Annotated in this window: 22 protein-coding genes; 8 read left to right on the top strand and 14 right to left on the bottom strand. The window is 60.4% G+C overall.

Going from position 1 to position 22,226, the window contains the following annotated elements:
• Positions 1–129 precede the first annotated feature (129 nt).
• Positions 130–741: a TetR/AcrR family transcriptional regulator gene (locus SGN16_RS13095; RefSeq protein ID WP_335944275.1), complete on the top strand. Its 612-nt coding sequence runs from the start codon at positions 130–132 to the stop codon at positions 739–741.
• 49 nt (positions 742–790) lie between these two features.
• On the opposite strand, the gene SGN16_RS13090 is transcribed toward SGN16_RS13095, so the two are convergent.
• The 3 genes from SGN16_RS13090 to SGN16_RS13080 form a co-directional block, all read right to left on the bottom strand.
• A complete protein-coding gene (locus tag SGN16_RS13090; RefSeq protein ID WP_335944274.1) occupies positions 791–1,894 on the bottom strand; it encodes a polyamine ABC transporter substrate-binding protein in 1,104 nt (367 codons plus the stop codon).
• A gap of 39 nt (positions 1,895–1,933) precedes the next feature.
• Positions 1,934–3,271 (bottom strand): alginate export family protein, encoded by a 1,338-nt coding sequence (locus SGN16_RS13085; protein ID WP_335944273.1) that lies wholly within the window; start codon positions 3,269–3,271, stop codon positions 1,934–1,936.
• A gap of 117 nt (positions 3,272–3,388) precedes the next feature.
• On the bottom strand, positions 3,389–4,651 hold the full coding sequence (locus tag SGN16_RS13080) for a serine hydrolase (RefSeq protein WP_335944272.1): 1,263 nt from the start codon (positions 4,649–4,651) through the stop codon (positions 3,389–3,391).
• A gap of 320 nt (positions 4,652–4,971) precedes the next feature.
• Between SGN16_RS13080 and SGN16_RS13075 the strand changes: the two genes are divergently transcribed.
• Entirely contained in the window at positions 4,972–6,075 is a 1,104-nt protein-coding gene (locus tag SGN16_RS13075; protein WP_210644631.1) for a sigma-54 dependent transcriptional regulator, read from the top strand.
• Positions 6,076–6,311: 236 nt separating this feature from the next.
• On the opposite strand, the gene SGN16_RS13070 is transcribed toward SGN16_RS13075, so the two are convergent.
• The 8 genes from SGN16_RS13070 to msuE all read right to left on the bottom strand — a co-directional run bounded on the left by SGN16_RS13070 (position 6,312) and on the right by msuE (position 14,255).
• Positions 6,312–7,100: an ABC transporter ATP-binding protein gene (locus SGN16_RS13070; RefSeq protein ID WP_335944271.1), complete on the bottom strand. Its 789-nt coding sequence runs from the start codon at positions 7,098–7,100 to the stop codon at positions 6,312–6,314.
• 56 nt (positions 7,101–7,156) lie between these two features.
• Entirely contained in the window at positions 7,157–8,482 is a 1,326-nt protein-coding gene (locus SGN16_RS13065) for an ABC transporter substrate-binding protein (protein WP_335944270.1), read from the bottom strand.
• Positions 8,483–8,553: 71 nt separating this feature from the next.
• On the bottom strand, positions 8,554–9,621 hold the full coding sequence (locus SGN16_RS13060) for a branched-chain amino acid ABC transporter permease (protein WP_210644625.1): 1,068 nt from the start codon (positions 9,619–9,621) through the stop codon (positions 8,554–8,556).
• A 12-nt stretch (positions 9,622–9,633) separates the two neighbouring features.
• Complete coding sequence (locus SGN16_RS13055; RefSeq protein WP_335944269.1) at positions 9,634–10,515, bottom strand: branched-chain amino acid ABC transporter permease; 882 nt, start codon at positions 10,513–10,515, stop codon at positions 9,634–9,636.
• Positions 10,516–10,584: 69 nt separating this feature from the next.
• Positions 10,585–11,367, bottom strand: a complete 783-nt coding sequence (locus tag SGN16_RS13050) for an ABC transporter ATP-binding protein (protein ID WP_335944268.1) — start codon at positions 11,365–11,367, stop codon at positions 10,585–10,587.
• Positions 11,368–11,380: 13 nt separating this feature from the next.
• A complete protein-coding gene (locus SGN16_RS13045; protein ID WP_335944267.1) occupies positions 11,381–12,541 on the bottom strand; it encodes an AMP-binding protein in 1,161 nt (386 codons plus the stop codon).
• A gap of 14 nt (positions 12,542–12,555) precedes the next feature.
• Complete coding sequence (gene sfnG / locus SGN16_RS13040; RefSeq protein ID WP_335944266.1) at positions 12,556–13,653, bottom strand: dimethylsulfone monooxygenase SfnG; 1,098 nt, start codon at positions 13,651–13,653, stop codon at positions 12,556–12,558.
• 38 nt (positions 13,654–13,691) lie between these two features.
• The gene (msuE, locus tag SGN16_RS13035) at positions 13,692–14,255 is read right to left on the bottom strand and encodes an FMN reductase (protein ID WP_335944265.1); all 564 of its coding nucleotides are present in this window, start codon (positions 14,253–14,255) and stop codon (positions 13,692–13,694) included.
• A 352-nt stretch (positions 14,256–14,607) separates the two neighbouring features.
• Here msuE and SGN16_RS13030 point away from each other — a divergent pair, with 352 nt between their 5' ends.
• Positions 14,608–15,852, top strand: coding sequence for an acyl-CoA dehydrogenase family protein (locus tag SGN16_RS13030; RefSeq protein ID WP_210644613.1), 1,245 nt, complete (start codon positions 14,608–14,610; stop codon positions 15,850–15,852).
• Between the two features lie 74 nt (positions 15,853–15,926).
• Here SGN16_RS13030 and SGN16_RS13025 read toward each other — a convergent pair whose 3' ends face one another.
• A complete protein-coding gene (locus tag SGN16_RS13025; RefSeq protein ID WP_335944264.1) occupies positions 15,927–16,796 on the bottom strand; it encodes a LysR family transcriptional regulator in 870 nt (289 codons plus the stop codon).
• Positions 16,797–16,913: 117 nt separating this feature from the next.
• Between SGN16_RS13025 and SGN16_RS13020 the strand changes: the two genes are divergently transcribed.
• From SGN16_RS13020 to SGN16_RS13000, 5 genes are all read left to right on the top strand, one after another.
• Positions 16,914–17,969, top strand: coding sequence for an SDR family oxidoreductase (locus SGN16_RS13020; protein WP_335944263.1), 1,056 nt, complete (start codon positions 16,914–16,916; stop codon positions 17,967–17,969).
• A gap of 28 nt (positions 17,970–17,997) precedes the next feature.
• Positions 17,998–18,531, top strand: a complete 534-nt coding sequence (locus SGN16_RS13015) for a histidine phosphatase family protein (RefSeq protein WP_335944262.1) — start codon at positions 17,998–18,000, stop codon at positions 18,529–18,531.
• Positions 18,532–18,705: 174 nt separating this feature from the next.
• Entirely contained in the window at positions 18,706–19,401 is a 696-nt protein-coding gene (locus SGN16_RS13010) for a type II CAAX endopeptidase family protein (RefSeq protein ID WP_335944261.1), read from the top strand.
• An 84-nt stretch (positions 19,402–19,485) separates the two neighbouring features.
• Positions 19,486–19,863 carry a hypothetical protein gene (locus SGN16_RS13005; RefSeq protein ID WP_335944260.1) on the top strand — a complete coding sequence of 126 codons (378 nt, stop codon included), beginning with the start codon at positions 19,486–19,488 and terminating at the stop codon, positions 19,861–19,863.
• An 18-nt stretch (positions 19,864–19,881) separates the two neighbouring features.
• Positions 19,882–20,424 (top strand): GNAT family N-acetyltransferase, encoded by a 543-nt coding sequence (locus tag SGN16_RS13000; RefSeq protein ID WP_335944296.1) that lies wholly within the window; start codon positions 19,882–19,884, stop codon positions 20,422–20,424.
• A gap of 111 nt (positions 20,425–20,535) precedes the next feature.
• Here SGN16_RS13000 and SGN16_RS12995 read toward each other — a convergent pair whose 3' ends face one another.
• Positions 20,536–21,027 (bottom strand): DUF2269 domain-containing protein, encoded by a 492-nt coding sequence (locus tag SGN16_RS12995; protein ID WP_210644604.1) that lies wholly within the window; start codon positions 21,025–21,027, stop codon positions 20,536–20,538.
• Between the two features lie 2 nt (positions 21,028–21,029).
• Entirely contained in the window at positions 21,030–22,157 is a 1,128-nt protein-coding gene (locus SGN16_RS12990) for a saccharopine dehydrogenase NADP-binding domain-containing protein (protein WP_335944259.1), read from the bottom strand.
• Positions 22,158–22,226: the final 69 nt, after the last annotated feature.

The raw sequence follows: 22,226 nt of genomic DNA, 5'->3' as shown, positions 1-22,226 counted from the left end.
CGAGCTTGCTCGCGATGGCGTCATGTCAGCCACATCAATGCCAACTGGCCGACCGCTATCGCGAGCAAGCTCGCTCCCACAGGATTAGCGCATTGCGCCGCCCTCCTCTTTCAATGACAAGGACCTCCCGTGAGCGGACTGCGTGAACGTCAAAAAGCCGAACGACGCCAAGCCATCAGCAAGGCAGCGGTGGAGCTGTTCGAGCGTCAGGGTTTCCAGAACACCACCATCGAACAGATCGCCAACCAGGCCGGGGTATCGGCACCCACTGTGTTCAAGTACTTCGGCAACAAACAGGAGATCATCCTCGAGATCCTGCACGAAGCCGACCAGCGTGCGCTCACGGACACCCGCAGCCAGATCCCGGAAATAGAGGATCCGGTCGAAGCCCTGTGTTACCTGGAGCGGCTGCTCACCGGCTACGCCCTGGAAGTCATGCACCCCAGCCTCTGGCGCGAATTGCTGCCGCTGATTCTGTTTGGTAGCGACAACGGCCTGCCCGAAGGCTATCGCGCCATGAACGATGCGCTCAGGGCCGAAATCAGCGGTTTGATCAGAGAACTGCAGCAGGCCGGCAAGCTACGTGCCGACCTCGACGTCGAGCTGGCCGCCTTCCTGTTGAACGACTACTCGCACTTGCAGCTCTTCAGGCTGGTCAACCAGCAACAGCCGGATATCGAGGCACATTCCACACAGGTGCGGCGTATCACCGAGCTGCTGTTCCAGGGAATGCGCGCCTGAGTACACCCAGCCATCAAGAGCCCGGCGCTGCGACGCCGGGCCACGCTGATCAGCGATTGGTCTTGATGGTGGTCCAGGTGCGGGTGCGGATCCGTTCCACGGCAGCCGGCACGGGTTGCAGCGCGAACAGGGTCTTGCGAGCTTCGTCCGGTATGTACATGGCGGGGTTGTTACGGATCTCGGCGCTCACCAATGCCGTGGCGTCCTTGTTCGGGTTGGGGTAACCGATCTTGTTGCTGATCCGCGCAATCACATCCGGACGCAAGATGTAGTTGATAAAGGCATAGGCCTCCTGGGGATGAGGTGCGTTGGTGGGCACCATCATCACGTCCGACCACATCGGCGCGCCTTCCTTGGGCAGCGCCATCTCCACCTTGACGCCCTTGCCAGCATCCTCGGCCAGCCGCTTGGCCAAGGCCACCCCGCCAGACCAGCCCACCCCTACGCAGATCTCACCGTTGGCCAGGTCCATGCCGTAACGCGACGAATTGAAGTAGGTGATGTAGGGACGAATCCTGGCCATCGCCGCCTGCGCCTGTGGGTAGTCCTCTCGCTTCTGGCTGTTGGGGTCCAGCCCCTTGTAGTGCAAGGCGATGGGCACGATCTCGTTGGCCGCATCGAGCAAGCCGACACCGCAACTGGCCAGCTTGGCCATGTTCTCTTCCTTGAACAGGATGTCCCAGGTATTCATCTGCACGTCGGCCCCGAGCACCTGGCGTACTTTGTCGACGTTGTAGCCGATCAGGGTCGTGCCCCAGAGATACGGTGCCGCGTAGCGATTGCCTTCGTCACCGACGGCTTCCAGGGATTTCATGAATTCGGGGTCCAGGTGCTGCCAGTTGGGCAGTTGACTGCGGTCCAGGGGTTGCACTGCGCCCGCAGCGATCAGGTGACTGACATTGGAGCTGCTCGGGTACACCACGTCATACCCGGAGTTGCCGGTCAGCAGTTTGGACTCCAGCGTCTCGACACTGTCGAAGACGTCATAGATCGGGCGGATGCCGGTTTCCTCCTGGAAGCTCTTCAGGATTTCCGGCGGCAGGTACTCGATCCAGTTGTAGATCCGCACCGTCCGCTCTTCGGCCAGGCTCACGCCACTGACCAGCATCGAAACAACCGCACCCAGCATGGTGTTACGCAAAAACCTGTTCATGATCAAACACTCCAGCGCGGCCGCGATGGCTCGCGGCACTTAATAGCGGTAGGTGAAATAGAGTTCCAGCGCGCTGAATTTCTGGTCGTCGCCAAATACTTGCTTGGCCGCAGCCATCGGCTTGACCCAGTTATAGGACAGCGAGGTTGACCACGACTTCGACGGCACCCAATCCAGGAAGACTACGCTTTCGTCGGCAAATCGCCGATCACTGACGGCTGCCCCCATGTAGTTTTTTTCGTCCAGCCAGAACTGGTAGTGGATGGCACCGAGGGTGAGGGTTTCATCGAGGTGGGTCTTGAGTGAAAACTGCTGGACGTTTTCGTTGCTGTTGAACAGCAGGTAGTTGCCGACGACATCGCCGATCAACCAGGTACTCCAGTCGACGAACCCCTTGCTCAGGGACTCCCAAGCCTTCTGGCGGTTATCTGTGAGATTGTCGTCGCCGGAAAAGCTCGCGTAGCGGTAACCGATGACAGGGGTCAGTGGCAACGTGTTGAAGGCATAATCCGCCTGGCCATACCAAGCCTTGGCATCGTAATCCACGCCTTCTCCGCTGCCGCGCTCCAAGGCATATTCAGCATTCAGGGTCAGGTCAGGGATGCCTGGAACCTTGGTGTTCAAGGCCCTCACGTTGTACACCTGCATGCCATCGCGATGCCGCGGCGACGTCCTGCTTATGGGACCCATGGCCTTGACCTTCATGGCCGTAGCCCCCAGCGTTACCTGATCGTCGAGGTTGTAATCCAGGTTCGCGCCACTCATGCGAAAGTCGCCAAGGTCGCTGTCGGTCCCCAGGCTGAACGCTTGAGCCTTCAAGGCGCCATGGTCCCAGGCAAGCACGGCGGAATCCTTGAACGCGGTACGCGGGGCGAGCCAGTAGGCGCCATCTTTCAACTGGTCAAGGTTGCCGTCCATCACGATGAAACCAGTGCCGATCATGTAGTTCTGGCGACCGGCGGTGACTGTCCACTCCCCTGTCCGGAAACCGCCGTAGAGCTCTTCGGTGTCCACCTTGCCATCGGAGCGGCGGGTAAAGCCGCCGGCATCACCGTCGCCCAACGTAGTCGCCCCCACCAGAGAGCCGCCGGCCAGCAAGCTGAAGTCTGGCTGTACGGCATACTCCAGCTTGACGCCGGGTTTGACGTAGAACTCCTGCCAGTCGATTTTGGTGCCACCGTTCTTGCCGCTGCGCATATCGACGCGACCAGCGCCGAAATTGACATTACGGGTAGAAATAGCCGCCCCACCGGCAGTGAGGTTGACCTCGCCCTTGAGGTTACCGTCCTCGAAGGTGTAGCCCGCCAAGGCGAACTGGGTAGTCAGGGGCAACCCGAGCGCTAAGAGCGTTCGGGGAAAACGCGTCATGGAAACCATTTGAAGCTCCTGTGTGATTATTGTTGTTACAGGGCAGTGAATGGCGGCGCAAAACGTCGCCAACACCCGGCCAGGCCAGGTGAACGGAACGCGGATCTCTTGTTTTTTCGGGTCACGTCAGCGGGCAAGGTCCGCCGCGATGGCGCGCAGCATGCGCACGCTGTCCCCGTCGAACGGACTGACGGCCTCGCTCAGCGATGACTGCTTGACGATCACCACGCCGGAGGGTTTGTCGACAAACAGGTATTGGCCATGGATGCCACCGGCCATGAGTGCCTGGCTGTGGTCGTTGAAGACGTACCACTGGCTGCGATAGGAAGCACCAGGGGTCCATGCCGAGAAGTCGGGGGACGTGGCATAGATCGCCGGGTCGGCACCGGCGGCGATACGGCTGACCGTCTCGCTCGATAGCAGTTGTCGTTGATCGTGACGACCATCGTTGGCCAGCAGGCGACCGAAACGCGCCATGTCTCGCAAGGTGGCACTGAAACCGGCACCGGCAACGCTGCGTCCCCAGGGGTCAGCCATGAAGTAGCCGTCGCGCTCGCAACCCAATTGGCCCCATAGCTCCTGCAACAACCGGTCGCAAGCCTTGCCGCTGGCGCGCTCCATCACCCAGGCCAAGGCTTCGGTGGTGGCGGTCACATAATGGAAGAAGCCGCCGTGGCTGCCGCGTTTTTTCAGTGACGGCAGGTATTGATACAAGGACTCGAACTGAGCGTACTGCGCCGGCGCCGGCTGGAAACCGCAGGCGTAGCCGTACTGGGAGCTCTCGGAATCCGGATCCTCATAAACCTCGCTGTAGTCGATGCCCACCGCCATATCGAACAGTTGCCTGACGGTAGCGTCGCCAAACGCGCTACCCGCCAGTTCCGGCACGTAATGGGCGGCGGACAACGCTGGATCCAGTACACCTTCAGTAACCAGCTGTTCGCCCAGGGTGCCGATCAGCGACTTGGTCACCGAAAACATGATGTGCCGGTCCTGAGGACGCTGGCCGTTGAAGTACCGTTCAAACAGCAGCGTATCGCCTTGCAGCACTACAAAGGCATCGGTCTGACTGGCAATCAAATGCTCGATCACGCTGATGCTCAACCCCGACTCGCTGTCGAAGTGCAACTGATCCAGAGGACGGGACGCGTGTTTGAACAGGCTGATCGGTGCGCTCCCCGCCTGCACATCAATGGACGGACGCAGGCGCGCCAGGTTGCGAAACCCCCATTGATTGAATGGAGGTCGCATCCAATTGCTCCAGGTAACGCGACGGTGAGGTTCAGCTGGAAAGCCTTGCATGAGCAAGGGCGCACTGCAGGTGTCGGACGGCGATTCGGTCGCTTCGACGTAAAGACGTGCCAACGAAGGCAGGGTGTTCTGACTCATCGGGTTGCCCCTGAAAAGTGACTCTGCGTGAAAGCAGATGCAGGGGAATAATTACTCGCTATTTATTTTTAGTCAATAAAGTTTTTTATTGGTTGTTTTTTATTGGATGCAGGCTCTTCGCAGGATCATGCGCAAGAATTGCCTCATTCCAGTGCCCTGACTGTCGTCGAAGACGCTAAGCAAATAACTTAAAGTTATTTGCTCTCTGTTTTTTAGATCATTTAGATTAAGACTTAAGCCTTTGGCTTCGCGCGGTGATCCCAACAAGGAGCGTTGGCACTCACCATCAGTCACTGCACTCTCATTAACGGGCCACCGTCATGCAGCTCCTCACGCTTCCTCCCTCGCCCAGCCTGGCCACCTCGATTCGCGCCACGGCCCAGGTCTTTGAAGACCCTACTTCCCAGGCGCTGTTGGCGCATCTGCAACGAGTGGCGCCCAGCGATGCCAGTGTATTGATCATCGGCCAGACCGGGACAGGCAAAGAGCTGGTGGCCCGCCATGTGCACAACCTCAGCACTCGCCGCGACAAGCCGTTCGTTGCGGTCAACTGCGGGGCGTTTTCCGAAACACTGGTGGAAGCCGAGCTGTTCGGCCATGAAAAAGGCGCCTTCACCGGCGCATTGACGGCCAAGGCCGGCTGGTTCGAGGAGGCCGACGGTGGCACGCTGTTCCTGGATGAAATCGGTGATTTGCCGCTGCCGATCCAGGTCAAGTTGCTGCGGGTACTACAGGAACGTGAAGTGGTCCGCCTGGGCTCGCGCAAGAGCATCAAGATCAATGTGCGGGTACTGGCGGCCACCAACGTGCAGTTGGAAAAAGCCATCAACGCCGGACACTTTCGCGAAGATCTCTATTACCGCCTGAACGTAGTCAGCCTGGTCCTCAAACCCTTGCGCGAACGACCCGGCGACATCCTGCCGTTGATCCGCCATTTCATCGCCGAGTACAGCCGCCGGCTGGGTCACGGCGAGGTGACGCTGGACGCCCAGGCGCAGCGCAAACTGCTCGACTATTCCTGGCCGGGCAATATCCGCGAGCTGGAAAACGTCATTCACCACACACTGCTGATTTGCCGTAACAAAGTGATTGGCGAACAGGACCTGCACCTGTCGAATTTTCGCATCGAACGTCAGGACAACCCACAGGAATGCGTCCCACAAAACGCAGAGGCGTTGTTGCAAAAAGCCTTTGAAAAACTGCTCGAGCAGGAGCACGGCAACCTTCATGAGCAGGTCGAAGCAGCGCTACTGCGCGCCACCTACCGCTACGCCAATTGCAATCAAGTGCATACGGCCAGTCTGTTGGGCCTCAGTCGCAATGTGACGCGCACGCTGCTGATCCGGATTGGCGAGCTGGTGGTCAATCGACGGCGCCCGGCCCTGGATACACGGGATGGCCGGGTGGTCAATCTGTCTACCTGAATTTCCCTCGTGGCGAGGGAGCAAGCTACCTCGCCACAAAAGCAATATCGATCGTTCCCACGCTCTGCGTGGGAATGTCGCCAGGGACGCTCCGCGTTCCGCTTCTGGAAGGTGACGCAGAGCGTCACGGGATGCATTCCCACGCAGAGCGTGGGAACGATCAAAGCACTTTTTGTGGCGAGGGGATTTATCCCCGTTGGGCTGCGCAGCAGCCCTGATAACAGCTACGCGGTGCATCAACGCAGTGCTTCAATCCCGGCTCCTTCCTGCTCCCTAGCCCGCGTCCCCAGATAAAAATCCTGGAGATCGCCGCGGGCTGCCAGTTGTTCGGCGCTGCCTTCACTGGCCACGCGACCGCTTTCCAATACATAGCCATAGTGGGCATGATGCAGGGCGATGTTGATGTTCTGTTCGGCGATCAAAAAGCTCACGCCATCGCGCTGGTTGAGTTGGCGGACGATCTCGAAGATTTCCTCGACGATCTGCGGCGCCAGGCCCATCGACGGCTCGTCGAGCAGCACCAGTTGTGGTTTGGCCATCAGCGCACGCCCGAGCGCGATCATCTGCTGTTCGCCGCCCGAGGTGTAGCCGGCCAGGCTCTTGCGCCGCAATTTCAGGCGCGGAAAATGCGCGTAGACCCACTCCAGGTCGGCCAGGAGCTGGCGCCGCGGAACCTGGCGCGCAAGGGCGCCGGCCAAGAGGTTTTCTTCCACGGTCAACTGGGCAAAGCAATGCCGGCCCTCCAGCACCTGCACCAATCCGTTTGCCGCCAGCGTGTGAGGCGCACTGTGGGTCACCTCCTTTCCCTGATACACAATCCGCCCCCGCACCACCTCGCCCCGTTCGGCACGCACCAGGTTGGAGGCCGCCTTCAAGGTCGTGCTTTTGCCTGCGCCGTTGGCGCCCAGCAGCACCACGACTTGCCCTTTCACCACCTTCAGCGACACGCTGCGCACGGCCAGGATGGTTTGTTCGTAGAGCACTTCAATGTCGTCGATCTGCAGGATCGGCACTTGCGTGGTCATGCTTTTCGCCTCTTCAGGGAGCGACCGGACGCGAGCGTCCGGGTCGCTGCGATGCCTTAGGATTCCTTGCTGCAATCACGCGGGGTAATGCCTTTTTCCCGGGCGTACTGATGCGAAGAGGCTTCAATGATCGGCCGCAGCAAGGCACGGTCGGCCTGTACCCAGTCACTGATCAGCTTCCACTGGGTCCCGTCCCATTGCTGGAAGCGCACCGCACCACCGCCTTCATGGTCCGCGCACGACAACTGCAACGGCTGCACCAGGCCCAGCGCCCCCAGTTCCTTGAGCCTGGCGTCGTCGAGCTTGAGGTTCTCGAACCCCCAACGCACCTGCTCACCGGTCAGCGGCTGCTTGCCGAACTTCTGCTGGGCAATGCGCACGGCTTCAACGTTGAGGATGCCGTTGACCACGCCGAGGTTGTAATACACGGTGCCGAAGCGCTTGGGGTCAGCCAGGTCGCCATGACCGGCATCGACCACCTGCTGCTTGATGCCCTGCAGAACCGGGAAATCGGTGCCTGAAGGATGGGTGGTGATGGCGATGAAGCCCTTGGCCGCAGCACCGGCCGGCGCCGCGTCGTCCTCGGAGTTGCTCCAGATATTGCCAATGATGTGATCGGCCGGAAAACCGACTTTCTGCGCGGTTTTCAGCGCCACCGGGTTCATCACGCCCCAGCCACGCAAGATCACCCAATCGGGTTTTTCCCGACGGATATTCAGCCATTGCGACTGTTGTTCATTGCCTGGATGCGGCACTTCCAGCAAGGTCAGCGTAAAGCCGTATTTGTCGGCCAGGGTCTGCAAGACCTCATTGGTTTCCTTGCCATAGGGCGAGCCGTGATACAGCGTGACGATCTTCAGGCCCTTGAGTTTGTCCAACCCGCCAGCCCGTTGGCCGATGTAATTGATGATCGCCGAAACCTCGGAATACGGGTTCAACTGCAACGGAAAAACGTAGGGAAACACACTGCCGTCGGTGGAATCCGTGCGACCGTGGTTGATGGTGATCAGCGGCAGTTTGTCGGCTGTCGAACGCTCCAATGTGGCGTAGGCGATGCCCACCGACAGCGGGTTGGTGGCCGCCGCTGGCGCGCCGTTCAAGCCTTTCTTCAGGCGCTCGTAGCACTCCACGCCTTTTTCCACCACGTATTCGGTTTCGCACTCGCTCCAGGTCAGCTTGACGCCATTCACCCCGCCATTGGCGTTGACGTATTTGAGGTAGTCGATGAAGCCGCCGAAAAAACCGGTCCCGCCGGCCGCATATGGACCGACGCGATAGCTTTGCAGCGGGAAGTATTGTTCATTGTCCGCCTGGACGGTAAAGGCCGCGGCGGTGAGGCTCAGGGCCAGCGCCAGACTGCTGGCGAATGATCGTTTGAACATCGGATTTTCCTTGTGATGAAGCCAGTGATAAGCCAACAAAATGGAGCTGAAAATCGCCTTGAGCGGTTCGCTCAGTAGCGCAGCGGCCACAGCCGTGCGCGCTCGCGAAATCGCTGCCAGAGGCGTGCAAGGCCCTCTGGTTCCTTGATCAGGAACAGGATGATCAGGGCGCCGAATATCATCTTCTGCAGGTTCTCCACCTGGCCGGCGTCCACCAGCCCGCCGGGCAGCAGCGCCACCAGGTTGGAGAGCAACACCGGGAACAGCACGATGAAGGCCGCGCCGAGAAAGTTGCCCAGCAGGCTGCCGAGGCCACCGATAATGATGATGAACAGGATCTGGAACGACCGGTTGAGATCGAAGCCATGGGGCTCCACGGTGCCCAGGTAGGCGAAGGCCCACAGGGCACCGGCCACCCCGAGGAAAAAGCCACTGATGGCGAAGGCCAGCAGCTTGGTTTTCGCCAGTGGGATGCCGATCACCGCTGCGGCGGTGTCCATGTCACGCACCGCCATCCAGTTGCGCCCCAGCTCGCTGCGCACCAGGTTCTTGCCCAGCCAGAACAGCGCCACCACGACCGTCAGGGTCAGCAGATAGCGGCCGGCCGGTGCGTCCAGGTTCACCCCGAACACGTCCAGGCGCGGCGCGGTGATCACGCCCGAGGCGCTGTTGTTGGAAAACCAGCTGAACCGGGTCAACGCCCAGGTCACGAAAAACTGCGCCGCCAAGGTCGAGACCAGTAGATAAAAACCCTTGATCCGCAGGCTCGGCAGGCCGAACAGCACCGCCACCAGCGCCGCCGTCAGCCCGCCCAGGGCGATACTGAACAACAACGGCAAGCCGGCGACACGCAGTTCGAGGTTGTAGGTGGCAAAGGCCCCCACCGCCATGAACGCCGCTGAGCCGAGGGACAATTGCCCGGCATAGCCGGTCAGCAGGTTGAGCCCCAGCCCGGCCAAGGACAGCACCAGGAACGGAATCAGGATCGCGCTGAACCAATAGTCATTCCCCAGCCAGGGCACCACGACGAACGCAACCAGCAATAATACGGCGAGTCCGTGGCGATCCTGGCGCAAGGCAAAGACACGGCGATCCTCGGCGTAACGGGTGTTGAACTGACCTGCTTCTCGATAAAACATGTGGTTTCTCCCCTAGACTCGTTCGATGGCCCGCTCGCCGAACAGCCCCGCCGGACGCACCAGCAAGAACAGCAGCGCCAGGACGTAGGGAAACCAGTTCTCGATACCACTGCCGATAAAGGGCCCGAGGTAAACCTCCGCCAACTTCTCCGAGGCGCCGATGATCAACCCGCCGACAATCGCCCCGCTGATGGAGGTAAAGCCGCCGATGATCAACACCGGCAGGGCCTTGAGCACCACCAGCGAGAGCGAGAACTGCACCCCCAGGCGAGCGCCCCAGAGCAGCCCGGCCACAAGCCCGACAAACCCCGCCACCGCCCACACCACTACCCAGACCCGCTGCAAGCGGATGCCCACAGCCAAGGCCGCCAGTGGATCGTCGGCCACCGCGCGCAACGCCAACCCCAACCTGGTCTTGTTGAACAGCCAGGACAACAGCAGCACCAACAGCGCGGCCGTCAGCGCGGCAAAAATGTCGAACTGCGACAACAACATCCCGCCCAGCTCCAGCGGTTCGTCACTGATACCCAGCTCCAGGCCGTGCACCTGGGCACCCCACAGCGCCTGGGCGAAACCTTCGATGACGTAGGAAAGCCCGAGGGTGGCCATGAACAGGGTGATCGGTGAGCGGTTGACCAACGGCCGCAGCACCACGCGCTCCACCGCCACCGCGATCAGCAGCATGGCCACCAGGCTGATGACAAACGCCAGCCAGAACGGCACACCGCGCTCCAGCAGGCTGACGAAGGTCAGTGCCGAGAACAGCACCATCGCGCCCTGGGCGAAATTGAACACGCCGGAGGCCTTGTAGATCAGGACAAAACCGATCGCCACGAGGGCGTACATCACCCCCGCCAACAGCCCGCCAATCAATACTTCAAAGAAAAACTCCATGCCTGTTCCTGTTTTGCGGGCGCAACTTGCCTGCCCTCTCCAGACGGAGAAGCCTTCGAATGCCCAGGGTTAGTGGCGCGTGCCCAGATAGGCCGCAATGACCTCGGGGTTCTGTCGTACCTCTTCAGGCGATCCATCGCCGATCTTGCGGCCGTAATCGAGCACCACCACGTGGTCGCTGATGTCCATGACCACACCGATGTCGTGCTCGATCAACACCACAGTGGTGCCCAGCTCTCGATTGATGTCGACGATGAAGCGGCTCATCTGCTGCTTCTCCTCGGCATTCATCCCGGCCATGGGCTCGTCCAGCAGCAACAGCCGAGGCTCTGCCGCCATGGCCCGGGCCAACTCCACCCGCTTCTGCAGGCCATAGGGCAACTTGCCGACCAAAGCGTCGCGCCAGGGCTGCAAGTGCAGGAACTCGATGACCCGCTCCGCCGCTTCGCGCTGGATGTCATCCTCGGCCCGGGCCCGACCGATGCGCAGGGCCTGTTCAAACCAGCTGCTGCGACGCTTGAGGTTGCGTCCGGTGAGCACGTTGTCGAGCACGCTCATGCCCTTGAACAAGGCGATGTTCTGGAACGTCCGGGCAATGCCGCGCACCGCCACATCGTGGGCGCGCATCCGGCGCCGATCTTGCCGGTCAAAACGGATGCGCCCGTCCTGGGCCTGGTACACACCGCTGATGACATTCAACAGCGAGCTCTTGCCGGCACCGTTGGGGCCGATCAAGGCGCAGATCTCACCGCTGGCAACCCGAAAGCTGATGTCGGTAACCGCCTTGACGCCCTTGAATGACAGTGAAATATGTTCCAGTTCCAGCAGATGCTTGGCGGCCGTCTGGGTCATGGGGCGTTTCCTCTCAGGCCAATTGCGACTGGAACCCGGTCCAGTCATGAGTGGTTCGCTTCACAAGGTTCGTCGGCGCTTCCCAGTGGGCCGCGTCGCCCCACTGCCGGACCTGGATACCCAACACCTGGAAAAACGCCTGGGTCTCAGGCGCCAGGGCATCCCCCACCAGCAGCGGCGCACGGGTCCGGGAAAAACCCAGCACATCGCGCAAAGGCCGGCGCACCAGCCAGTCACCCAGAAACCTTTGCAGGGGCCCCGGATGGACCGCCAGCGCCCAGTCCACCAGCCGGCGCGGCCAGCTGCCCGGCTCCGGCAAACGCTCCAGCGCATTGCGGTACAAACGTTCGTAGGTGTCACGTGTCCCGGCCACCAGTGTCGGGCCCAGCTCGCGACGGTCGCGATCACGGGTCGCCAGGTTCTCTGGGAAGTTCAGGCGAAAACCGGCGATCAACCAGGGCGCCAGCAAATAGCGAGCTTGTCCGCCTGAGGCGAACGCCCGTGCGGCCAATGCTTCTTCTTGGCGTCCCAGCCCTTCGCGTGTCACCAATCGCTGGCCCTCCTGCAACAGCTCGGCGTGGCTGACGCGTTGTTCTTCAATGGCCTGCCCCGCCCCTCGATAAAAGACAAAGGCCGTTTGCAGCACTCGCCCTTGCGGTGCCAGCTCACCGGTGGGCCGCTCGGCAACCAACGCGGCGTAATCCAGTGCTTGAGCAAATGGCAACGAATCCGACAAGCCACGCTTGTCCAGGTAAACCAGCACGCGCACGACGGCCTGCGCCGCCTGCAGACGCAGCATTTCTTCCAAGCCTTCGACCAGAACGAAGTCCGGCTGCAGCGTGCCGAGCAGTCGCACCTGTTCGCCCCTTGCCTCCAACGGGTCGAACAGGCTCGCCACGCCTCCCAGCCACTGCGCGGCCAATGCTGCAAACAGCGCCTGCGGCCTGGGCCGGCTGATAATCGTCAGGGTCGCGCCCGCCGAAAAACCGCAGACTTGCAAGGCGCTCGCCAAACGGCGCACCTCGTCGGCCACTTGCTCCCAGGTCCGCTCTTGCCAGACACCCAGGTGCTTATGACGCAGCGCGACATCCGCGCCATGTTGATGCGCCTGTTGCTGCAACCACTGGGGCAAGCTGGCCGGTGACGCAGCGGCTGTGTCGGTGAACGTACCCATGCTGCCTCCCGCGCCTAAGCGACCGCCGCCGTTTTTGCTGCCACTTTGCGTTGCTCCAGTTCACGCACCAGCGGCAGGACCTTGCGGCCGAAATACTCGACTTCTTCCTGGAAGTGCAAAAAGCCCGCGAGCACCAGGTCGACGCCCACGGCCTTGAGCGCGACGATGCGCTCGGCGATCTGCTGCGGCGTGCCGATCAGGTTGGTCTTGAAGCCGTCGTTGTACTGCACCAGGTCCTCGAAACTGGACTTGGCCCAGTTGCCCTCGCCTTCCGGGCTGGACTTGCCGGCCTGCTTCGCCGCATCGCCGAAGGCATTGACCGCTTCAGGATCGGCCTGGTCGATGATCTGGGCCAGCACCGCCCGCGCCTCCTCTTCGGTGTCGCGGGCGATGACGAACGCGTTCACTCCGACCTTGACCTTGTGGTTGTTGGCCGCAGCTTTCGCCTGGATGTCATCGACCTGGGCCTTGATGCCCTCAACGGTATTGCCGTTGGTGAAATACCAGTCGGAGACCCGGGCAGCCATGTCCCGGGCGGCACGTGAGCTACCGCCCTGGAAAATTTCCGGGTGCTGTTGCAACGGTTTTGGCTTGAGGGTGTAGTCGTGGAAGCGGTAGAAGTCACCGCGAAAGGTGAAGTTGTCGGTGGTCCAGATGCCCTTGAGCGCGGTGATGAATTCCTCGGATCGGCGATAGCGCTCATCGTGCTCCAGCCACGGCTCGCCAATGGCGGTGAACTCGCCCTTGAACCAGCCAGACACCACGTTGATCGCCACCCGGCCGCCGGTCAGGTGATCGATGGTTGCGATCTGCTTGGCCAGCACCGACGGCGTCCATGGCCCCGGCAACACGGCGGCGATGACTTTCAGGCGTGTGGTGGCGGCCAGCAAGGCGTGACTGAACGCCACCGATTCATGCTGGTATTCGGCACCGTACCCGGCGGTAAAACGCACCTGAGAAAGGGCATAGTCGAAGCCTGCATCCTCAGCGATTTGCGCAAGTTTACGGTTGTAGTCGATTCCCCAATCGGTGCGCTGTTCGATCTTGCTGACCACCAGGCCTCCGCTGACATTGGGCACCCAGTAAGCAAATTTGATCGTGTCCTGGCTCATTGCATGTACTCCACAGTTCGTTGAAATGAAGTGATTGATCAGGCGGCGCTGGCGTTGCGCCGCAAGTCCGGGGCTAGGCTCAGCAGCGCCGACTCGACAGCACGCTCGATACGTTCGAGCAGCGGCGTGCTGGAAATCCTGTAGTGAGAGAAATCGGTTTCGCTGGCATAGACCCCCACGGGCAGACTGAGGGCCTGGAAGAAGCCGAACAGTGGCCGCAGCTGGTGATCGATGATCAAGGCATGGCGATCGGAGCCCCCGGTCGCGGCCAGCAGCACCGGTACGTTTTTAAGGGCTTCGTGATGAACGAAATCGAACAGGTGCTTGAACAGGCCGGTGTACGACGCCCGATAGACTGGGCTCGCTGCAATCAGCAGATCAGCGCTTTCAATGGCCTGCAGGTCTTCTTGCACGGCGGCGGGCAACGCCTCACGACGCAGTACGCCGGCGAACTGTGGGCCGATTTTGGCCAGTTCGACCAAGCGCACTTCGATCGGCAATTGCTGCCCGAGCCTTTCCACCAGCGCGTTAAGCAGGACCAGGGTGCGCGACGGTTGCTGCACGCTGCCTGACACTGCCACCACTTTGAATTGCTTGTTCATCACTTACCTCATGCCAGTAGACGCTGTCGCAGCGTCCGCACAAGGTCTAGAGCAGCAACCGTGCCAGCTTGATATTTACTTATTAATCAATGATTTAACCAAATAACGAAATCACTGCGCTGTCGTCTTACAGACAAGCTGTTGCTACGCTGTTGCCTGGCCAACACCCCGCGGTGTCGTTGCTCGCGGTGATGACTGTTGCCCAGCACACAGTCGCGCAACAGATTGTCCGCAGGCCGACAACTCTTTCGCCCATAAAAGCCGTGCAGCCCAGGTTCTACGGGCATTTCACGTCAGGCATGGACCGTGCAATGGCTCCAGCTACCCTCTCGTCATCAGAAGGAACACCGTCATGACCGCACAGCAACAACACCTGCCGCCTGTCCTCTCCACCGGCACTGACTATCAAGCCTTGGTCGAGCGATTTCGGCCGATTTTCGCGCGCATCCAAGCCGGCGCCCTGGAGCGTGAGCAAACCCGCAGCCTGCCCTTCGAACAGGTGAAATGGTTGAAGGAAGCCGGCTTTGGCGCCGTGCGCGTACCAGTCGAGTTCGGTGGTGCCGGGGCTTCGCTGCCGCAGTTATTGCAACTGCTGATCGAACTGGCCGAAGCCGACTCCAACCTGCCCCAGGCCCTGCGCGGCCACTTCGCCTTTGTCGAGGATCGCCTCAATGCCCATGCCAGCAGTCCGCAGGACATCTGGTTCAAGCGCTTCGTCGAGGGCGACCTGGTGGGCAATGCCTGGACCGAAATCGGCGCGGTGAAAATCGGCGAAGTCGGCACCCGCGTGTCCCGCCTGGGCGATCAATGGGTCGTCAACGGCACCAAGTACTACAGCACCGGCAGTATTTTTGCCGACTGGATCGACCTGTACGCCCAGCGTGACGACAACGGCAGCGACGTGATCGCCGCCGTCAATGTCCACCAGCCGGGCGTCAAGCAAAGTGACGATTGGGACGGCTTTGGCCAACGCACCACCGGCAGCGGGACGTCGGTGTTCGAGAATGCCGTGGTCGAGGCCGAAAACCTCATCGACTTCGCCACCCGCTTCAAGTACCAGACGGCGTTCTATCAACTGGTCTTGCTGGCGGTGCTGACCGGCTCAGGCCGCGCAGCCGTGCGCGACATCACCGAGCAGGTGAACAAACGCACACGGATATTCAGCACCGGCAATGCCAGCCAAGTGAGCCAGGACGTACAAGTGCAGCAAGTGGTCGGCAAGGCCTCGGCCCAAGTCTATGCTGCCGAGGCTACCACCCTGCGTGCCGCAGCGGCCTCGCAACGCGCCTACGAAAGCCGCTTTGGCCGTAACACCGAGGCCGAGCACATCGCCAACATCGCCGCCGAACTGGAGTCCGCCCAAGCCCAGGTGGTGATCTCCGACCTGGTACTGCGTGCCACCAGCGACCTGTTCAACGCCCTCGGCGCGTCGGCCACCAGCACTGGCAAAGCCCTCGACCGCCACTGGCGCAATGCGCGCACCGCCGCCTCGCACAATCCGCTGATCTATAAGGAGCGCATCATTGGCGACTGGGAAATCAATGGCACGGAACCACCGTATGTCTGGCAAATTGGCAGAGGGTCCAAGCAAGGCTGAGGGCTGTACCTGCAAGGATTGATCGTTCCCACGCTCCGCGTGGGAATGTCGCCAGGGACGCTCCGCGTTCCGCTTCAATTCATGGAAACGGCTTCGATCAGCACCTGTTCCAGGATGGCAAAAAAACATTTGATATGAGCCTGTTTCAATACCTGGGGCCGGGTCACCAGATAAACCTCCAAATCCGGAAGCTCGATCTGCGGAAACACCTCGACCAGGTCCTTTGCCAGAATCCGCGGCAATACGCCCACCCCCATACCTCGTCTCACCGATTCAAGCTGCGCGGTAAAGGAGCTCACGCTGATCTGTGCCCGTTCCAAGCCCGCGGCTTTTGCTGCACGCATTTGCGGCAACATGTCCAATGGAGGCAGCAAGGCAATGTTGCCCGCAGTGGCCAGCGTCATTCCCGGAAAGCGCTGCAGATAACTTGCTGCCGCGAAGACCCCGTAGGCGAATTTGCCGAGAGGACGATAAATCAACGACGGTTCGCCCAGATGGGCCGTGCGTACCGCAATGTCTGCGGCGCCGCGAACGATCTTGTGAAAGTCCGGTGTTGACAGCAACTCCACCGAACAGCGCGGATGCAAAGCAGTGAAGCGACTGGCAGCCTCCAGCACGGCAGATGAAAACCCCTCCCCGGCACTGACGACAACACTGCCCGATAGCTCCGTGGGCCGCTCGGACAGGGCCGCCAAGGTTTGCCGTCGCAAGCCCGATTCAGCAGCCTGGGCAACCTCCAGAAGCGACTGGCCACGCGGGGTCAACCAACATCCTTCCACGCCCCGCTCCACCAGCGGTTCGCCCAGGGCGCTTTCAAGCTGGGTCAAGCGTCGGGACACCGTAGACGGCGCCATCCCCAGTAACTGGCCCGCTTGAAGAAAGCTGCCGCGCCGCGAAACCGCCAACAGCAGACGAAGATCATCCCAATTTGCTTGCAACGCCATGCGTCATTCCTTCCCTGGTCTGCATATATGCAAAGCCATTATGCAGCAGTCGCCATTTTTCGCGAGAGGCCTGGGCGGTATATCTACACGCCGTCGAAACAACAGGAAGGTTCGAACATGTACAGCGTCTTCGTCACTGGCGCCACAGGCTTACTGGGCAACAACCTGGTGCGTGAACTGATCGCTCGAGGCTACGCGGTCAAAGCCCTGGTCCGATCAAGAGCCAAGGGTGAACAGCAGTTCAGCAAGCTGCCACGGGTGGAACTGGTCGTGGGAGACATGGCCGACGTAGAGGCCTTCGCACCGGCGCTGCAAGGCTGCGATACGGTGTTTCACACGGCGGCATTCTTTCGCGACAACTACAAGGGCGGCAGCCACTGGAAAGCCTTGGAAAAGATCAACGTCAGCGGTACGCGGGATCTGATTGACCAGGCCTTCCGCGCCGGCATACGGCGGTTCATCCATACCTCATCCATCGCCGTGCTCGACGGGGCGCCCGGCACATCCATCGACGAGACCTGCCTGCGCGCCGAGGCCGACGCGGATGACTACTACCGCAGCAAGATTCTCGCTGACAGGGTCATCCTGTCGTTTCTGCAAGACCATCCCGAAATGCATGCCTGCATGGTCCTGCCTGGCTGGATGTGGGGCCCCGCCGACATCGGACCGACCTCCTCGGGGCAGTTGGTCAACGATGTCGTGAACGGCAAATTGCCCGGCCTGATCCCCGGCAGCTTTTCCGTGGTCGATGCCCGCGACGTGGCACTGGCGCAGATTGCCGCTGCCAATCATGGACGCCGGGGGGAACGCTATCTCGCCGCAGGCCGGCATATGACCATGGGCGAACTGGTGCCTGTCCTTGGACGCATCGCGGGCGTCAAGACACCGGCTCGACAAGTACCGCTGCCCCTTCTATACCTCTTGGCGGCCGTGCAAGAACTCTATGCACGTATTACCCGCAAACCCGTCCTGCTGAGCCTGGCCACCTTGCGCCTATTGGTGCGAGAAGCAGACCGCAGCCGTTTCAATCACAGCAAAAGTGAACACGAGCTCGGTATACGCTTCCGTACGCTGGAGCGGACCCTCAGCGATACCGTGGCGTGGTACCGTGATCACGGCTGGTTCAAAAATTACAGTGTGCCGGCCAGACAGACCACTGACACAAGGACGTAGAAAGACTGTGCCCAGAGAAATAATACTGATGCGCCATGGCCAGCCAAAACTGGCCGCGACCGCCAAAGTATCAGCGCTCGATATGAAAGACTGGATCGAACGCTACGACCGCTCGGAAATCACTCATCACCCCGCCCCGGACGCCAGCCAACAGCTCGCCGCGACCGCCACGGTCATCGTTTCAAGCTCCGCGCCTCGTGCCCTGGCCTCTGCCCTGGCATTGGGCCTGGAGCCCACCGTCGTCGACGCGCTTTTCTGTGAAGCGCAACTGCCGTATGGCCGCTGGAAATGGCCAAGGCTCTCACCGTTTACCTGGGCGTTTGTTCTGCGGGTCTTATGGTTGTGCGGGTACTCCCGCCGGGTTGAGTCCGCAGGTGCCGCGAAGCTGCGTGCCAACAGCGCAGCGCAACGGCTGCAGGCACTTGCCGGCAATGGCCCGGTCCTGCTGCTGGGGCATGGCTGGATGAATCGCATGATCGCCAAGCAATTGAAGGCGGACGGCTGGACTCGTCAAAAGCGCAATGGCAGCCAGTATTGGAGTGCGGCGGTCTATCGGAATTAATCCCGGCGTTTTTTAAACCGCCGCACAGCCTATGCCGGCGTTTGGCCTTGAACCATGCGCCTACTTTTCCACAAAACCAGTCGGAACCCGTACCAGGCAGCCAAGAATACTGGCAGCATACCTTTCCTTCTTTGCACTCATGGAGTGACTGTGACGAATCTTGGTGCCGCCCCTGTGTTGCTACCCGCCTCCACCTTTGCGGATTACCGCTTCTTTCGCCGATTGGGCATGTTCGTTCTTGCCAGCCTGGTGTTTTTCCTAGGCGCAATACCCGCGGTTCTCCTCCTACCGGCAGAGTCATACCTGTCGTTTGCCGCCACGATGGGCCCAATCGCGCTCATTCTCCTCGCCCTGTTCGCCTGGCAATACCGCTCCGATTCAGGCGCCCAACTGCGCGGTGACGCCATCCGCAACCCGCTGCGGATCGGTGCGTTCGGGATCATTGCGTCCTACCTGCTTTGCGGGGTCGCCATCGTCGTGCTGGGCTTGCCTCAAGAGGCCTTCATGGCCGAGCTCCTGGCCGGCCTCAGCGGTTGGCAAGGCGCGATCAAAATCGCCTCGCTGATCGTGTTTCCCCCCATCGCCGAAGAGTTGTATTTCCGCCATTACCTGCTGCGACTGTTCCCCTACGAGAACAGCCCTGCCTGGAAATGGATCGCAGTCATCGTGACGTCGGCCATCTTCGCCGGCATTCACATCCAATACGGTAATTGGACAACCGTCGCGCTGCTCTTTGCTTGTGGATGCGTGTTCGCCATCGCGAGAATCAACAGCGGTGGCCTGCTGGTCCCGATACTGCTGCACTCGCTGGCGGAGATTGTTGCCCTGACCACTGACGGGGCTTTGCGCCTGCTGGGGCTTTACAGTTGATCTACAAGTACCTGACTTCTCGGCTGGCCAGGCAACTTGTCCTGGTTCTTTGGCCGTACATCATCACTCCAGGCCTTGGTAACAATGAAAAATCATATTAGGGGATATACCCTGGCCATTTTGGCACTTTCAGCCGTGGGCGAGCCCGTACAAGCAGCAACGTGGCAAATTTGCCGCTTGGAACTGCGTATCGTTGAAGTGCTGAAACAACCGTATCCGCAGCTACAGGCCCAGGTCCTGAAAGTCAGACCGGCATCGACCGCCGTAGAATGCCCGGAGGCAGGGACCACGCTCACGTTCACGCCAGAAACGACCGATTACCAAGCCACGCTCCCCCGCCGGCATTGGCCCAAGAAGGGGCAGTCGGCACAGGTCGACTACCGGTATCTGGACGGCATGTGTAAAGGCGACGGCAACAGCTATGCCTGTCGCATCAAGCACTACCCATTAGTGGGTCGATAGAAGGAGGCAGTCATGAGCATGAAGCCCGTCAGCATTCGTACCTTACGCAGTACTGATACTGAGGCGTTACTGGCTTTCGAGCGGGACAACCGCGAGTGGTTCGAGCGCCACATTGATCCTCGCGATCCGGCTTTCTACTCGGTGCAGGGCGTCACCGAGCACATCGCAACGTATCTGGCTGATTTCGCCGCCGGAGCCTGGCACCCGTTTGTCATCGAGGATCCCGAGGGAAAAATAGTGGGCCGAGCGAACCTCAAAGACATCGACCTGGCCGAGGGGTCAGCAGAGGTCGGCTATCGGATAGCCCAAAGCGCCTGCGGACAAGGACTGGCGACACTGGCGGTGAAGCATCTGATCCAGCAGGCGCAAGTGCATTGGCGCCTTAACCGATTGGTAGCCCACGTCTACGCTGGCAATATCGCCTCGGCCAAAGTCCTCAAACGGTGTGGTTTCCTGATCGAGCAATTAGCGCTGCACGAAGGGATAGAGCGCGATTATCGGTTTGGCCTGTGGATTGAGGAGAGTCACCAGTACGCTACCGGTTCAAAGGATAATTCCTAGCTTTCTGATGCTCCACGTCTACCAGCCAAACATTTCATCCGGCTGTAAAGCAGACGCTAATTGGCAAACAAGTATTATTCGGGGATACCCAAACCCATCGGCCCCGCGCGCCTACCCCAATAACCCAACCAACTGCCATGGCGTCATCTTGGTCACCATGATCATCACGATCACAAACATCCCGGAAAATCCGCAGACACCCAACCAGAACCATTTTCGATACACGGGCAGGTACTGATTATCGAGCGTCTTTCCAGCTTCGACCGCGCTTGAAGCCATCACGTACAACCGCTTCTGCAGCACCAATACCGGCAACCAAAGCGCGCCCACACACAGGAAGATGATCAGCGAGGTCAGCACCCATTCGGTGGTCAGGGGAAGCCCGGCGAGCGTCAGCAGCAGGTAGCCCGTGATGATCTGAATGAAGCCGGCCGGCGTGGTAATCCAGGTGTCGAACTGCACGACCGTCCTGGCCACGTGCGCGATCACTTGAGGGTTGGCCGTGCGGCTGGCGGCGATCAGATAGAGGTAGGAGCCCATGCCGAATCCGAACAGGAAAACAGCGGCGATGATGTGAACGTACTTCAGGCACAGGTAGAGCATGGTCAGCCCTGCTCGTCAGAGAAGTGCACGGACAGGCTCAGGTTTTCCGGATCGTTGATCGCGGCCATGTATTCGTCAACGGTGATTTCGCCGACGCACGCGCGGGCGCCGGGTGCGGGCAAGTAGCCCTGGGCGAGTTTTGCGGCCCAGGCGACGGCGGCGCAGCTGGGAATCTCCGGGCCTTTGTCATTCAAGGCCGTGAGCTGCGCCGTCATGAACAACGGTTTTCCTTCGAGCCCGATGCCCTGGACATCGATGTACATCGCGCTTTTGCCATCGCCGAATCGTTCGAACCACAACCCCCAACGATGAAGCCTTGCGGCCCAAGGGGCATGGTCACGGACGATACCTTTGCGCAGTGCCTGGGCCAGCAGGTAGTTGGCCAGGCCTCCGAGCTTAAGGCCTGAACCGGCCTTGAAACTCAGGGTTTGTGCGCCATAGCGGCCGGCAAAGATATCCATGTCCGGCACGTCGACATTAGCCAACAGCCGAATGCCCATGTGCGGCATTCTGCGCAGTTCAAGATCCTGCCAGCCCAACACCTCGTGCACTTGGCCGTTCTTGAGCTGCTTGATCGGCTTGCCGGCGTAGGCCAGGACGCCTTCGACGGTGGACAGTCCCGGCATCTTGGCCGAAGAGGAAATACCATGCTCGATCGAGTCGATGCGTTTAAAGCGATAGCGCTGCTGATCGATGATCGCGGCCGATAGCGTCGGCACTGAACTGCAACCACTGAGGATCGCCATGCCCGCCTGCTTTGCCCGGGCATCGAGAGCGCCAATGCCGGTGACGAAAGCCCGGGAATCGGACAGGTCACAGTAGTTCACGCCTGCGTCGATACAGCTCTCGGCCACTGCATAGGATTGCCCCTGAAACGGCCCGCCGGTATGGATGACCAGCTGGATGTTCATCGAGCCCAGGACGGATTTGAACTCAGGGCCCATGGCATCGCCGCACCAACTTTCGCAGACAGCGCCTGATTGGGTTTTCAACTCAGCGACTTTGCGTAGCAACTTCTTGGGATCACGGCCCGAAAGCACCAGCTCTATACCGGGCATCGCCACCAAGTGCCTGCAAACGATGCTGCCGAAGTTGCCATACCCACCGATCACCAACACCCTGAACGCCATTCAATGCTTCCCTAATAAGTCGATGAGCCAGCGCCTTGCCGCAGCCCTATCCAGCACCAATCCATACCT

It is taken from the genome of Pseudomonas sp. G166 (genome assembly GCF_037027455.2).
Classification (GTDB): Bacteria; Pseudomonadota; Gammaproteobacteria; order Pseudomonadales; family Pseudomonadaceae; genus Aquipseudomonas.
The sequence above is the reverse complement of the archived record's forward strand: the minus strand, read 5'-3'. Positions and strand labels throughout refer to the sequence as shown.